The following is a 14,451-nucleotide window of genomic DNA, read 5'->3' on the forward strand; positions in this document are numbered from 1 at the left end:
CTCTACTCCCAGCACGAGTGCTGGAACTTCCTCAAAGACGCTGGATATGCTCCCGATTAAGCGCTCGATGCTCTAGCCGGCCTTGATGGTATCCTCGAGATCGTCCACTGTAATCGCTACGAGTATTCCGAGCCGGTGACGCTGGGAGACAATCGGCTGATGTTCCGGCCGCGCGACCGAGACCGCCTTCTTCAGCCGCTGGTTCTCCCGCTCGAGATCCTTCAAGCGCCGCGCCTGGCCGACCTTCAACTCACCGCACTGGCGACGCCACCGATAAAAGCTCTGCTCCGAGATCTCCAGTCCACGACAGATCTTGCCGATCTCTCCCTTGGCTCAGCCGAACCTCGGCTTCCCGCAACATCCCTAATCCTTCCCTGCCATTCTCAGCTCCTGCGAAGCTCAAAATAGCCGGTTCTCCAACTCTCAATCTGGATCAGTTTTCCGGAAGCAGGCCAAGCAGGCGGACATAAACCGAGCCCGATGATGGAGATATGCCGCTTCATTTCGTCGATCTCTGACAGGTCACGCCGCCTCTGACATCCATTTTTAGAAGTCCTTCCCGGCGGGTGGCTCGTCTCTGGCGAGCTGGCCCAGTTCCCTGACCATGCCCACCGCGTAGAGGCCGAGGTTCGCGACGATCCACGCCATACCCAACAGATCGCCATATCCGAGCCTCACGCCGGCGATGTAGAACGGCTCCGGTGGCTTCAGATAGAACGCAACGTTGACCGCTAGAAAGAGGCAGCGCACCTCCGTCAGGCCGAACCCAGCGCTGGCGAGGTGGAAGGTTCGGGAGATCTCTGCCCGCAGCAGCGATTGGACGGTCATCATGAAATAGGTTGCAAGCCCGATGGCCGCAATTTCCATAGAGACGAATCCCGACAGGCCGAAACCGATCGCGAACAGGAACTGGCTCAGGACGTCGATCGACTGGTCGAGGAAGAAGCCGTAGCGGGCCCGTTCGATGCCGCGTCGTCGGGCGACGGCCCCATCAAGCGAATCACCGAACCAGTTCACAATCAGAGCGGCATTCACCACCCAGAGCCATGCGGGATTTCCAGGTGCCAGTGCGTAGGCTACGATGGCCACAACGGACGCCGCGAAGCCAAGAATCGTCAGAAAATCGGGCGACATCCAGCGCGGCAATCCGGGGGCAATCCACGCGATGAGTCGCTGCTCCGGTGCCGACAGCCAGCCTCGGTTGGAGCGTGTGAGTGGGATTTCGCGGTCCGTTGGCATGGTATGCTGGCACTAGTCTACCTCATGCGGAGCATCTGTGCCTCGCTTAAGGGCCCACATGGAAACGGGTGTTTCTCATGCCGCGGCGGCGGATCGCCTCGGGGACGAGTTGGCTGAGCCGCGAAAGCCAGTAGGGGACGAGAGGAAAGCCGATCACCGCCTTGTTGTGCTGCAGCCCGGTCAGGATCCGCTTCGCCGCGTCGTCTGCGGAAATTTCGCCGGGGCGCGGCCCGAGATGCCGGCCGGCCATCGCGGTGGCGACGAAGCCGGGGCAGGCGACGACGACCCGGATTCCTTCCGCCGCGACGGCGTCCCGCAGCGCCAACCCGTATGACAGCAGGCCCGCCTTGGAAGCCGAATAGGCGGGGGCGTCGGGCAAGGGAACGAGTGAGGCAAGCGAGGCCACGAAGACGATGCTCCCGCGCCCTTTTCGTCGCATGGCTGGTAGCACGAGATGGATGAGATCGACGGTCGCCAGCAGATTCGTCTCGAGTACCTGCCGCGCAACGCCCGCCGTCTCGACAGCGTCGTCCGCCGATCGCCCGGCGAGGATTCCGGCATTCGCAATCACTAGGTCGATCGAGGAGACTCGCTCGACCTCCTCGAGGACGGTCGCAAGTCGAGCGGCATCCGACAGGTCAAGGGTTGCGGTGCTGCAGGTCGCGCACTTCGCGCGACAGGCGCCTGCGACCGCCTCGAGGCGTTCGGTATTGCGCCCCAGCAATGCCAATGTTCGACCGGGTGCTGCGAGCGCGCGTGCGAGCGCTGCGCCAATCCCGCTGGACGCGCCGGTGATGACGATCGTCTTGAATTCCATCCTGCGTCAGCGACCGGCAATGGTGCTTACGAATGAGGAGCCGCTGAGAATCTTCGGCAGTTCCTCGGCCACGGCGTCGATGACCGCATCGATCTGCTCCAGCGTATGCTGCGATGTGATGAAGAAGCGAAGCCGCGCCTGGTTCTCTGCAACTCCGGGGAAGACCGCCGGGACGACGTTGAAGCCGCGTCCGAGCAGGCGCTCCGACAGCATGATTGTCTGCGGCGAATTGCCGACGATGACGGGGACGACGGAGGCGCCGATACTGAGGCCCGTATCCAGGCCCCGCGCCCGGGCTCTTTCCAGCAGGGCCCGGCCATTGCGGCGGAGCGCCGCCACGCGCCAAGGCTCACGCATCATGACGTCGACCGCCGCCGCTGCAGCGGCGGCTACCGGTGGCGAGAGGCCGACACTGTAGACGAACCCCGGCGACGTGTACCTGATCAGTTCGATGAGCGGGCGGCTTCCGGCGATGTAGCCGCCCGCGGCCGCCAGCGTCTTGCTGAGCGTGCCCATCCAGATTTCGACCTCCGCAGGATCGATGCCCTGTTCCTCGGCAACGCCTCGCCCGGTGCGGCCAAGGGCGCCGGTCGCATGCGCCTCGTCGACCATGAGCCAAGCATTGTATCGGCGCTTGAGCTTGATCAAGCCGGCCAGATCCGGCACGTCGCCGTCCATCCCGTAGAGTCCTTCCACCACGATCAGGGCACGACGATAGCGCGCACGGTTGAGCCGCAAGGCACGCTCGAATGCGTCGAGGTCGTTGTGCGGGCAGAGAATTCTCTTGGCGCCCGACAGTTTAGCACCCTCGACGATGCTGTTGTGGATGACCGCGTCGGCGACAATCAGGTCTTCCGGTCCCAGCAATTCGCCTATCACCGACACGTTGGTCCCGTGGCCGCTCACGAACGCGATCGCGTCTTCGGTTCCACTCAGGCGCGCCAGGGCAGACTCGAGGTCGCGATGCACCTGGCGTTCGCCGGCCGACAGCCGGCTTGCCGAGACCGACGTGCCGAAGCGGTCGATCGCGGTCTTTGCCGCGGCGGAGACGTCGGGATGTCCGTTCAGGCCAAGATAGTCGTAGGATGAGAAATTCGCAATCGTACGTCTGTCGATCGACGTCGTGTTGCCGGCGCGTCCGTCGTGCAGGCGATAGAATGGATTTCCGATCCGGGTGAGATTGCCCACGGCCTTCCATATTTTCAGAGTTTCGTACTCGGGCAGCGTGGTGAAGTCGAATTCACATCGTTCGCCCGTGGTCGCATGCGCTGACGGCTTGCCCTGGGGGGCGGTGGGCTGGCCGAGGGCCTGCCGCACCCGATCGAGAGTTTCCTGGGCGGCTTTCGATGGCGGCCGACTCATAGCGGTCCGTCGATCTGCTTGACCCGCTGCATCACGGCGATGATCGCGGCGCGCTGCTCCGAGGCATCCGCGGTTGCTGCTTCTTCGGCAAAGTGGCTCGAAGACAGGGTCGCCAGCGTGCTCGGAACAGGCTCACGCGGAGTCTCTCCAGTCACGAGCGGGGTGACGCGCCGCGCGACATCGGCGGGCGTGATGCCGCTGGCCAGCGACATCATCGGCAACTCGATCTGCAGTGTCGCTTCCACCGTCGTGCGCAGCTCGAGCATCATCAGCGAATCCATGCCGATTTCCGCAAGCGGCCGGTGACGGTCAATTTCCTTGGAAGGCAGGCGGAGCACCCTTGCTATTTCCTCAACGAGAATGTCGAGGAGAGCCGCGGTCGCCTCTTCAGGAGGCAAGGAGCGCAGTCGCTCAAGAGCGACGGCTACCTGCCCACCCTCTCCCGAGGTGTTGCCCGTGGCAACGGCATTGAAGGTCGGAGCACGTAGTGCTGCGAGTTCGCGCTTGGCCCTGCTCCACTCGATGCGCGCGATCGCAAATGCGTCTACAAGCTGTGATCCATCGGCTTCGAAAGCCCAATCCAATCCATTCAGCGCTGTGCAGGCTGGCATCAAAGTTGAGCCGAAGCGTCGTTTCAGGCTCGAGTTCGCCTCCATATGCCGGTCAAGATAGCCTGTATCTCCGATTGCGCCCCACGCGACGGCGAGAGCCGGCAGACCTTGGGCACGCAGCCTGCGGGCGATTCCTTCGACATAGGCATTGGCAGCCACATAGTTGAATTGCCCAGGATTGCCGAACAGGGTAGTGGCCGACGAGAAAAGGAGGAGATAGTCGAGGGCCAGCCTGCCGGCGATACGTTCTAGATGCAGAGCGCCGCTGACCTTCGGTCGTAGGACGGTCTCGATGGACATCCGATCGACCCCCTGCATCAATTTGTCGTCGAGAACCATTGCGGCGTGGGCAATACCCTTAATCGGCCGCTGGTGGCCAAGCCGGTCGATGAAAGAGTGGAGGGCCGCGGCGTCGGTTACGTCGATAGCCGCGATCTCCACCGTCACGCCCTTCTCGCGCAATGCCTCGACCTGCGTCGCTACCGCTTCGGACAGGTGACCAGATCGGCTGATTAGTGCAAGGTGCCTGGCGCCGCGGTGGGCCAGCCATTGGGCCGTTGCAAAGCCGAAGCCCCTGGTGCCGCCGATCACGACGTGCCAGCCCTCGGCATCCACGGGAAAGGTATTGACGGGTGCACCGGGCACGCTGGGCTCGCGAGCAGGGGTCACGACGATCTTTCCGATATGGCCGGCACGCTGCATCAGGCGGAACGCCTCCGCGACATGTGCGCCATCGAAGACACGGAGCGGAATCGGCGAATACTTGCCCTCGGCGAAGAAGCCGATCACGTCGGTGAACAGCCGCTGGGACAACCCCTTGTGAACGCCGATGAGCTGGTCGATGTCGACGCCGAAGTAGCTCAGATTGCGGCGCAACGGCCTCAGTCCGAGATGAGTGTTGGCATAGAAGTCACGCTTGCCGAGCTCGATGAAGCGACCGAACGGCTTGAGGCAATCCATCGAACGGATCATCGCTTCGCCGGCCAGCGAGTTGAGGACGACATCGACGCCCCTGCCCGCGGTGAAACTCATCACGTCTTCGGCAAACGCCACGGTGCGGGAATCGCAAACGAAGTCGGCGCCGAGGCTGCGCAGGAGGGCGCGCTTCTCTTCACTGCCGGCCGTCGCGATTACGGTCACGCCACGATGCTTTGCGATCTGCATGGCAGCCAGACCGACGGCGCCGGCACCACCATGGATCAGGACGGATTCGCCCGGCTCCAGCCGGGCAAGGTGCACGAGTGAATAATAGGCAGTGAGGAACGCGACGGGCAAAGTTGTCGCTTCCTCGAACGACAGCTGAGCCGGTAATTTTCTGACGGCGAAGCTCTTCGCAATCAGGTGGCTGGCAAAGGCGCCAGCTGCAAAGGCGAGGACGCGATCTCCAACGGCGAGGCCTTCGACATCGGGTCCCGTCCGAACCACCGTGCCGGCACACTCCATTCCGAGACCGGGACCGGCAAAGCCATCTTCCAGCGCCTCTTCGGGCAGCAGGCGCAGGTTCCACATCACGTCGCGGAAGTTGAGGCCAGTGGTCGCAACTTCGATCTCGACCTCGCCAGCCTGAGGTATCAGGCGCGGCTCCGGAATCCAGCCGAGTACGCCCCGGCCGGGACCCTGACGTGTCGCCAGACGCAGTGCCATGTCGTTGGCCAGGGGCTTGGGCGGACGCGGCGCGGCGGGCCCTCGTTCGACGCGGAAGGCGACGCGATTGTCGCCCAGGAAGAAGACATCCCGTTCCTCGTCGGGCGAAAGCATTTCGGCGGTGGCTCGCCTGGTGACACCAAGACGCGGTTGGCCGGCCAGGCCGACACAGCGTATATGCAGGCCAGGATACTCGTTGCGGGCAACACGAGCGGCCGCCATCAGCGCGCACCAGAGCGGCTGTTCGAGAGGCACCAGCCCCTCCACCTCGCCGAAATCGACGATGATCCAGAGGCGGGCCGGCGTATCGGCCAACTGCCGGCATTGTTCGGCGATCGCATTGAGATGCTCAGCGAGAGTCGCCACGGGATCAACTGACGAGTCGTCGGGTGAGATTGACAGCACGTAGTCGGTCGCCGCGCCTTGATCCAATCGCGCGGGCTCGGGATCGTCATGGCCGACGAGGGCCCGAAGGTCGGCTGCAGAGGCGCCTCGCCAAGAGAACAAGGCCGGCTCGATCGCGGCCGTGGCGTTACGATCGGTGCTGCTGCCCGCCAGGCCTCGGACAACCACGCCGATACGTGCTTCGCCGAAGGCAGGGGACACCGATATACCTCTGAAGCCGGCAGTCTCGAGTTCGTCGATCCATTCCTGCTCGGTCAGCAGTGCACCGACCGGGAACTCGGCATTCGCCGAGCGCGCCCACCAACGCCCCCGGCTGCCGCGGACGATGTCCCAGAAGGCGCTGGGCGCCAGCTCGCCCGCGATGAGCGGCGCGTCGGGGCGCAGCAATCTGGTAATGACTGTTACGCCGTCATTGTTGCCGGCGACGACCTCGCTCAGGGCGTCGACTGCGAAGGCGAGATCCAGCGAGGCAGGATGCAATGACCCTAGCTGTGACCAGCTCACGCACCGCACCAGTGGTGCGCTGTCGCCGATAGTCGCCCGCGCCTGTTCGAGGCGGTCGTCGTCCAGGTCGGTCAGGTTGATTTCGATATTGGCAAAACGCGCGCTGAGATCAGCGGCCGTGGCGAAGTGATCGGCACCCACCATCAGCAGCCGCACCAGCCGGCTGCCGTCGAGACGCGCCATTGAAGCCGTGACCTCGCTGACGACGGCGTCGCGCAGCCAGCCAATCTGATTGGAGGCCAGGCCCAGATTGCGCCAGTGCGGCGAGGCGAGCTCACTCACTGCGGTCGGATCCCCGGCGCTCAATCGACCGATGATGCTCTCGAGTCGCGAGACGCTGGCCGCTTCTGCGCCCATTGTGGGATGGCGAACCAGCAGCGTGCTGACGATCGAGTCGATTTCGGGAAGCTCACATGAGTGAGCCAGCCTGGCGGCGCCATCAACGTCGACAGCGAGATTCTTTGCCTCGAGATGCCAGAGCAGGGCTGCCAGGAGGAAAGAGGCCCATGATGCGCCATCCTCTGCGCCGGCCGGCTCGTGGCGGTCGGGCGACACGGCGGGCGAGTGGCTCCGGAATGCAGACCAGGCCGCGCGCAGCGTTCCGGCCTCGAGCAGAAGCAAGGCTTCGGAGAGGGCGGCTGAATTGCCGGCAGGCCGTTCCTCGTCGCCAGGACGGAACGCCAGCATTGACGGCTTGCCGGCGGGGTCGAGATGCCAAGCGGCGGTGCGGTAGGTGAGTGACTTGGGATCCACGGCCAGCTCAGCCGGGGCTTCGACAAGTCGCACGTTCTGGACCGCCACGACGGTATTTCCGTGTTCGTCCAGGAGATCGATGTCGACGACCATCGAGCTTGGCGACTGCCTGACCGTCCGGGCCGTGACCCTTGAGACGATGGCGCCAGACTGGAACACGCGGACGCAGCCGAAGCGGACGGGCAACATGCGCTTCATCGGCATGTCGGCGACACCTGCTTCCTCGGACGCGAAGAGGGCATGGAACGCAGCATCCAATGCCGCGAGATCGATGATACGCGTGCCGTGTACCAGCGTGTCCGGCCGGTCGAGCTTGGCGACTGCAAACTTCGGCTCAGGAAAAACGACCTGTCGAATGCGCTGGAATGTAGGACCGTAGTCGAAGCCAAGGGCGCTGGCCGCGGCATAGACGCGGCTCTTGTTAACGATGACGGCATCGTCCGGGATCGCCGGCGGCACGGTCGTCCTCCCCGTGATCGGGGATCGGTTGATGATTCCCCGCGCATTGAGCGTCCACCCCGCACCGCCGCCGCGCTGGCGCGAGAGCAATTCGACGGTGCCCGTCTCGTGAGCGAGCCGGACGGAGACTTCGAAAGAGGTTCTGCCTTCGAACACGAGCGGCCGAAGGATGTCGAGATCGCGAAGTTCCAAGGCGCCTTCCGGGTGAACCTCGCGCGCTGCTGCCAGCATGGTCTCGACGTAGCCGGTCGCCGGAAAGACCGGGACATGGCCGACCTTGTGGTCGTCTATCCAAGGATAGAGTGCAGGATCCACCGTCGAAAACCATTCGGCGCTGTCCTTGCGCAGCCGCCCGCCGAGCAATGGATGTGCATGGAACTGCAGGACAGTGCCGGCCTCATCGGTCGGTGTTACTTTGAACTGAGTATGCTGCCAGGGGTAGAGCGGCAGCACGACGACAGCCGTGGGCGCAGGACCGAAGAAGCGCTGCATCTCGATTTTGCCGCCGGCCAGCGCAACCTTCGACGCCGCTCGCTCGATCTGATCGAAGGTGGACTGTCCCTCGCCCTCGGTCAGGGTCTCGATGACGACGCCGCGCGTTCCGGCTTCCCTGAGCACGTCGCGCACGTAACTACCCAGAATCGGCCGAGGACCCACTTCCAAGAATACGCGCATGCCGTCAGTCAACAGGCCGTTCAACGCCGGCTCGAACTGGACCGGGTCTCGCACGTTGCGCCACCAGTGGTCTGCGCCGAGCGCCTCTGAGGCAACGGGCCCCCCGGTCACGGATGACACGAAAGTCTTGTGAGGGGGCATCGGACGGAGGCCCTGCAGTTCACGCAACAGCGGGCCGCGAACCGGCTCGATCAATGCGGAGTGGAATGGATAGTCCAGGTCGAGCCGCCGTGCACTTATTCGCATTTCGGCCGCTGCCCGAAGCACGCAGTCGATGTCCGCGATGGTTCCCGAGGCCGTAACGCTGCGGCAACTGTTGATCGCCGCGATCTCGACACGGGGCGCGCCGCCAGTCTTGAGAAAGCGCTCAGCCTCGCGATCGCTCAGCATTAGCGCTGCCATGCCCCCGCTACCGCGCACGCTTTCTTGATTGCGGCTGCGGGCAATCACTACATCGATGGCCTGGTCGAGGCTGAGAGCACCAGCACACCAGGCAGCGGCAATCTCGCCGACACTGTGGCCCAAGGTAGCTGTGGCCACGATGCCGCGTTCTTCGAGGGAGCGCACCATGGCGACTTGAAGGGCCAGAAGGAGGGGCTGTGAATAGGTGGCTCGCCGCAGGCGCGGCGCCAGATCGTCAGCGAATAGGCAATCGACGATCGACCATTTCTGGATCTTCGCGAAGCGGCCGTCGATGTCCTTCAGCGCATTGCGGAAGACCGGATTGGTCTTCCACGCGTCACGGCCCATGCCGGCCCATTGGGAGCCGTTGCCGGAGAAAAGGAAGGTGAGCGGCTGGTCGATTCCCAGCGCCTGGCCGGTGAGGATCGCGGCGGACTCTTCGCCCTTTGCGAAGACGTTGAGATGATGACAAACCTCGTCGGCCGTCTCGCCCGTTGCGACCAGGCGGTACGGCAGCGCATCACGCAGATAGGCGCTCGCCGCTATGAAGGAGACGGCTTCGCCTGTGGTGGCGGGCCACGTCTTGACATAGCGCTTTGCCAGGACCCGCAGGGCATCTCCGGTGTGGGCCGACAACAGCAGCGGCGGCGGCGTGGTCGTGTTGACCTGAACGAGATGCGCAACTGCCCTCTCGCTGCGCAGGATCACGTGCGCGTTGGTGCCGCCAAATCCAAAGGAATTGACGCCGACCAGCTGAGGGCCCCGATGATCCCCAAGGCGGCGATTCTGTGAGACGACGTCGAGATTGAGGTCCGCGAACGGAATGTCGGGATTCGGCGCGTTGTGGTGCAGGGTCGCCGGCACGAGGCCCCGGTCGAGGACCATGATGGACTTGAGGAGGCCAGCCAGCCCCGACACCGGCTCGAGGTGGCCTATATTCGACTTTACCGAGCCAATGGGAAGTGGCCGGGTTCGCTTCTGGGCAAGACCTTTGCCGAGCGCGTCGGCCTCGATGGGGTCACCGACCCGCGTGCCGGTACCGTGCGCTTCGACGTAGCTCAGGTCGGCGGGATCGACCCTGAAATCTCCGTAGACCTGCTCCAGAAGCCGTCGCTGAGATTCGGCGGAAGGCAGCGACATGCCGGTTGTGCGTCCGTCCTGGTTAATGCCCGAACCGACGATCACCGCATGGATTCGATTACGCGCCTTCAGTGCCGACGACATCGAGCGAAGCACCACGACGATCGCGCCCTCGGACCGGACGTACCCATCCGCCGACGCGTCGAACGGGCGGCAAAGCCCAGTGGGCGACAGCATGGAAGCGCGGGAGAATCCGACGTAGGAAAACGGCGACAGGAGCAGATTGACGCCGCCCACGATCGCCGTCTCGATAGCGCCGCTGCGGATCGCCTCTGTCGCGAGATCCAGTGCGACCAGGGAGGACGAGCAAGCCGTATCGACCGTGAGGCTCGGACCTCGCAGGTCGAACGTATAGGAGATACGATTGGCCATGATGCTGAGCGAGTTGCCCGTCATCATGTGCATGTCCGCGGCGGACGGATCGGCAAAGAAGCGCGCCGCGTGGTCGACGGAGGAGGCGCCCACATAGACGCCCACGGGGCTGCCGGTGAGGAGCGAGGGGCGCATGCCAGCATGTGCGAGCGCGTCGTAGGTAACTTCCAGAAGATGACGATGCTGGGGGTCGACCTGTTCGGCCTCCCGCGGACTCATGCCGAACGCGGTAGCATCGAAGCCCCACACGTCGTCGATTACCCCGGCGGCGAAGGAATAGCTGCGGCCGATCTGGTCGGGGGAAGGGTGATAGAAGGACTGGGTCGGGAAACGATCAGGAGTAATTTCTGTGACACTGCAAAGATTGCGGCGCAGGATGTTCCAAAGTCCGTCACTGTCCCTCGCACCGGGCAGACGACAAGCATAACCGACAATTGCAACTTCGTCTCGACGCGTCATCCTGCGCACATATCCCTAGAGCCTCGCTCTCTTGATCAAATTCTTACCCGTAATTGCAAATCACACACTTAAAGTGTGGCTTCTGCATGGAAGAGGTCCGCCGTCCAAGGGCAGATCAAGAGTTTTCATTATGTACCAGAATAAGTAAAAATAGAGGGCGATGGTTTGCATAAGACAGTGACAAAATAGGTGAGACTACCGTCGATTTCACAGACGGGCTCAGCCACTGATCGTATGGAACATGTTGTTTTATTTCAAAGGGGTATCTTGCGCGACAGAACTACGGTGAACGCGCAGCTCGCCCATGCCTTTGCGCACAAGGCGCCGGCGGCCCGGCGGATCTTGGCGCGGTTCCGAACGAACCTCTCAGCTTTGCTGGCCGTCCGACGATCCGTTTCGAGTGACCTGCATCCTGTTTTTTATACGCCGGTAGGTTGAGTCTGTTCCTCTTCTGCTCTGGTGGTTGATGGTGCGACGGGGCGGGGCGCGAAGCCCCCGATCGAGCGCAGCGCCCCGTCCTCTTGCTTTCCGGGTCTGCGCGTAGCGCCGAACACCGCCGGAGGGAATCTGCCGAGGCGGCCATGCGGCCATTGAAGCTCTCGACGAAGCCGTTCTGCATCGGCGTGCCTGGCGCGATGTAGGTACCCATCAGAGGAATGCCGCCTGTTGAGCGAGAAGAGTTAGTGAGAGTGTAGGTGTCCACATGATGGAGATGGACACTTGTGATGACAGGAGGATCGACGTCGGAATTTGGCACTATCCGGCGGCGCCGGAGGTCTGAGGAAGAGCGGCGGCGAATCGTTGCCGAGAGCTTCGAGCCCGGAGCGTCGGTGTCGATGGTGGCCAGACGACACGACGTCAATACGAACCTGCTGTTCACGTGGCGGCGCCGGTACGGAACTGAGGTCCAAGGCTCTGGCGGGTCGGCGATGTTCGTGCCGGCGGTGATAGCGAACGATGCGATGGCGCAAGTCTCCGCGCCGGCGCCGGCCGTTGCGGCATCGATTGCGGGCCGGGTGGAGATCGAGCTGCCCGGTGGCTGTCGATTGATCGTCGGCAATGACGTGGACACGGCCGTGCTGGGGCGCGTTATCAGGGCGCTGCTGCATCGATGATCCCGTTACCGTCTGGCGTTCGAGTGTGGCTGGCGACAGGCTATACGGATATGCGCAAGGGCTTTCCGTCACTGGCACTGCAGGCGCAGGAGGTGTTGCGGGGCGATCCCCTGGGCGGTCGGCTGTTCTGCTTCCGCGGGCGGCGAGGCGATCTGTTGAAGGTGATCTGGCACGACGGGCAAGGCGCCTGCCTGTTCACGAAGCGACTGGAGCGCGGGCGCTTTCTATGGCCGAGCGTGGCCGACGGCGTGGTGACGATCTCGCCGGCACAGCTTGGCTACCTTCTGTCCAGCATCGACTGGCGTCATCCCCAGGAGACGTGGCGGCCGAGCTCGGTGGGTTGAGGTTTAGTCTTTGAGGCGACGAGAGAATGTGATTCTGTTGTCGCGTGACCACGGCGTCCGACGCTCTTCCCTCCGACCTTGCGACGGCCCACACGATGCTGGTGGCGGAACGCGCCGCCGCCCGTCAGCAGGCTGAGGCGGCGGCCGCGCACGCCCAAGCCGAGGCGGCCAACGCCACGGCAGATCGGTCCAGCAATAAAGCGCTGATCGCTCATCTGAAGCTGGAGATCGAGAAGTTGCGCCGCCAGCTTTACGGCCAGCGCTCGGAGCGCAAGGAGCGGCTGCTCGGTCAACTCGAGCTGCAGCTGGAGGAGGCGGAAGCGTCGGCGACCGAGGACGAGCTGGCGGCCGAGGAAGCGGCCAGGAAGACGCCGACGGTTCGGTCCTTCACGCGTCGGCGGCTGGTCCGCCAGCCCTACCCCGAGGATATCGAACGCGAGCGGGTCGTCATTGCCGCGCCAACGAGCTGCCCCTGTTGCGGATCGGCCAAGTTGTCGAAGCTGGGCGAGGATGTGACCAAGACCTTGGAGATCGTCCCGCGGCATTGGAAGCTGATCGAGACGGTGCGCGAGAAGTTCTCGTGCCGTGCCTGCCAGACCATCAGCCAGCAGCCGGCGCCGTTCCACACCACGCCGCGCGGCTTCATCGGGCCCAGGCTGCTGGCGACGATCCTGTTCGACAAGTTCGGACAGCATATCCCCTTGAACCGGCAAAGTGAGCGCTTCCGATGCGAGGGTATCGATCTCAGCCTCTCAACGCTGGCCGACCAGGTGGGCGTCGGGGTGTTCGTCGGCTTGCCCCTGTAACACCTGATGGAGGCCCATGTTCTGGCGTCCGAGCGCCTGCATGGCGACGACACTACGGTGCCGATCCTGGCCAAAGGCAAGACGGTCACGGGCCACATCTGGGGCTACGTGCGAGACGATCGACCGTTCGCCGGCCTCGCCCCACCGGCCGCTGTCTATTACGCCTCGCGAGACCGGCGCGGGGAGCATCCGGTCCGCCATCTGGCGAACTTTACCGGCATCCTTCAGGCCGATGCCTATAGCGGCTTCAACGGCCTGTACGAGGCGGCGCGCAAACCGGCGCCCATCACAGCGGCGCTCTGTTGGGCGCATGCCCGACGGCAGTTCTTCGAGTTGGCAGATATCGCCAAGAACGCCCGACGAGGACGGTCGGCGACGGCGATCTCGCCAATCGCGCTGGCTGCCGTCCAACGCATCGACGCGCTGTTCGACATCGAGCGCACGATCAATGGGCTGAATGCCGACCAGCGTCGACGCGTTCACCAGGAAAAGAGTGCGCCCCTCGTGGCGGAACTCGAGACCTGGCTGCGTGATCAGCGATCCAGGCTGTCGCGCTCGGCCCCCGTGATCAAGCCGATCGACTACATGCTCAAGCGCTGGGCCGCCTTCACTTGCTTCCTCGGCGACGGCCGGATCTGCCTGACGAACAACGCGGCGGAACGTGCTCTGAGAGGCCTGGCCCTGGGCAGGAAAGCGTGGCTGTTCGCCGGTTCCGATCGCGGTGCCGATCGGGCAGCCGTCATGTTCACGTTGATCATGACGGCAAAGCTCAACGATGTTGATCCGCAAGCTTGGCTGGCCGATGTCTTTGCCCGCATCGCCTCGCTGCCGCAGAGCCGCTTGCACGAGCTGCTGCCCTGGGAGTGGAAGAAGCTCCGTCCGCAGGTTGCGGCCTGATCGTGGCCGCCACCACTCGCGTCCATACGATCCGAAGGGCTGCCGAGATCCTCGGTCGGACCGAAGACTTGCTGTGGGATCTCTCCGATCAGCTCGACCTGGAAGACGGCAAGCTGTGGATCTACGACGTCGACGGCATCGAGACCATGGCCTTCACCGACTTCGGTCTGGAAAACCTGCGCCAGATCATTAACGATTAGATCGATCGAGCGCCCTGAAAGCGCACCGTCGGTCCAAGCCGCTCGCTCTCCCCGCGGCCTACCTCGTATGCTTACCGATGTAGTGCCATTCGATGTCCTGGTCGGCCGCCCAGCGCAGCACGAGGTTACGGGTCGCTCCGTGCCGTTGTCCGAGACGATCGTCACCGGCTTGCCGCGGACCGCGATGATGGCCTCGAGCTCGCGGATCACCCGCAGGCCCGATAGCGAGAAGTCCGGCACGGACGCC

The 14,451-nt window shown here is 63.8% G+C and carries 8 protein-coding genes and 3 pseudogenes; 4 read left to right on the forward strand and 7 right to left on the reverse strand.

Annotation, left to right across the window (positions count from 1 at the left end):
• Window positions 1–192: 192 nt before the first annotated feature.
• The 6 genes and pseudogenes from ACT6UX_RS29770 to ACT6UX_RS29795 all read right to left on the reverse strand — a co-directional run.
• Window positions 193–321 (reverse strand): annotated as a pseudogene (locus ACT6UX_RS29770) (transposase); the annotation flags it as partial.
• 225 nt (window positions 322–546) lie between these two features.
• Window positions 547–1,239, reverse strand: coding sequence for a CDP-alcohol phosphatidyltransferase family protein (locus tag ACT6UX_RS29775; RefSeq protein ID WP_444778769.1), 693 nt, complete (start codon window positions 1,237–1,239; stop codon window positions 547–549).
• A gap of 46 nt (window positions 1,240–1,285) precedes the next feature.
• Window positions 1,286–2,056, reverse strand: coding sequence for an SDR family NAD(P)-dependent oxidoreductase (locus tag ACT6UX_RS29780; RefSeq protein WP_444778770.1), 771 nt, complete (start codon window positions 2,054–2,056; stop codon window positions 1,286–1,288).
• 6 nt (window positions 2,057–2,062) lie between these two features.
• Window positions 2,063–3,418 carry an aminotransferase class I/II-fold pyridoxal phosphate-dependent enzyme gene (locus ACT6UX_RS29785; RefSeq protein WP_444778771.1) on the reverse strand — a complete coding sequence of 452 codons (1,356 nt, stop codon included), beginning with the start codon at window positions 3,416–3,418 and terminating at the stop codon, window positions 2,063–2,065.
• Complete coding sequence (locus tag ACT6UX_RS29790; RefSeq protein WP_444778772.1) at window positions 3,415–10,842, reverse strand: type I polyketide synthase; 7,428 nt, start codon at window positions 10,840–10,842, stop codon at window positions 3,415–3,417. Before ACT6UX_RS29790 ends, ACT6UX_RS29785 begins: the two co-directional genes overlap by 4 nt.
• A gap of 280 nt (window positions 10,843–11,122) precedes the next feature.
• Window positions 11,123–11,491: an integrase core domain-containing protein gene (locus tag ACT6UX_RS29795; RefSeq protein ID WP_444778773.1), complete on the reverse strand. Its 369-nt coding sequence runs from the start codon at window positions 11,489–11,491 to the stop codon at window positions 11,123–11,125.
• A gap of 76 nt (window positions 11,492–11,567) precedes the next feature.
• Between ACT6UX_RS29795 and tnpA the strand changes: the two genes are divergently transcribed.
• The 4 genes and pseudogenes from tnpA (at window position 11,568) to ACT6UX_RS29815 (ending at window position 14,204) form a co-directional block, all read left to right on the forward strand.
• On the forward strand, window positions 11,568–11,957 hold the full coding sequence (gene tnpA, locus ACT6UX_RS29800; RefSeq protein ID WP_444778774.1) for an IS66-like element accessory protein TnpA: 390 nt from the start codon (window positions 11,568–11,570) through the stop codon (window positions 11,955–11,957).
• Window positions 11,954–12,301, forward strand: coding sequence for an IS66 family insertion sequence element accessory protein TnpB (gene tnpB, locus ACT6UX_RS29805; protein ID WP_444778775.1), 348 nt, complete (start codon window positions 11,954–11,956; stop codon window positions 12,299–12,301). Before tnpA ends, tnpB begins: the two co-directional genes overlap by 4 nt.
• A gap of 95 nt (window positions 12,302–12,396) precedes the next feature.
• Window positions 12,397–14,004 (forward strand): annotated as a pseudogene (gene tnpC, locus ACT6UX_RS29810) (IS66 family transposase).
• 2 nt (window positions 14,005–14,006) lie between these two features.
• Window positions 14,007–14,204, forward strand: coding sequence for a hypothetical protein (locus ACT6UX_RS29815; RefSeq protein ID WP_444778776.1), 198 nt, complete (start codon window positions 14,007–14,009; stop codon window positions 14,202–14,204).
• Window positions 14,205–14,280: 76 nt separating this feature from the next.
• Here the strand turns inward: ACT6UX_RS29815 and ACT6UX_RS29820 are convergent.
• Window positions 14,281–14,451, reverse strand: a pseudogene (locus tag ACT6UX_RS29820) (IS3 family transposase); the annotation flags it as partial.

The sequence above is a fragment of the Reyranella sp. genome (assembly GCF_052439685.1).
Lineage (GTDB): Bacteria > Pseudomonadota > Alphaproteobacteria > Reyranellales > Reyranellaceae > Reyranella.

Excerpts from the sequence above, each read along its gene's own strand:
- ACT6UX_RS29790 (WP_444778772.1), bottom strand. The coding sequence starts at position 10,842 with ATGACGCGTCGAGACGAAGTTGCAATTGTCGGTTATGCTTGTCGTCTG.
- ACT6UX_RS29795 (WP_444778773.1), bottom strand. The coding sequence starts at position 11,491 with ATGGGTACCTACATCGCGCCAGGCACGCCGATGCAGAACGGCTTCGTC.
- tnpB (WP_444778775.1), top strand. The coding sequence starts at position 11,954 with ATGATCCCGTTACCGTCTGGCGTTCGAGTGTGGCTGGCGACAGGCTAT.
- ACT6UX_RS29780 (WP_444778770.1), bottom strand. The coding sequence starts at position 2,056 with ATGGAATTCAAGACGATCGTCATCACCGGCGCGTCCAGCGGGATTGGC.
- ACT6UX_RS29785 (WP_444778771.1), bottom strand. The coding sequence starts at position 3,418 with ATGAGTCGGCCGCCATCGAAAGCCGCCCAGGAAACTCTCGATCGGGTG.
- ACT6UX_RS29775 (WP_444778769.1), bottom strand. The coding sequence starts at position 1,239 with ATGCCAACGGACCGCGAAATCCCACTCACACGCTCCAACCGAGGCTGG.
- tnpA (WP_444778774.1), top strand. The coding sequence starts at position 11,568 with ATGACAGGAGGATCGACGTCGGAATTTGGCACTATCCGGCGGCGCCGG.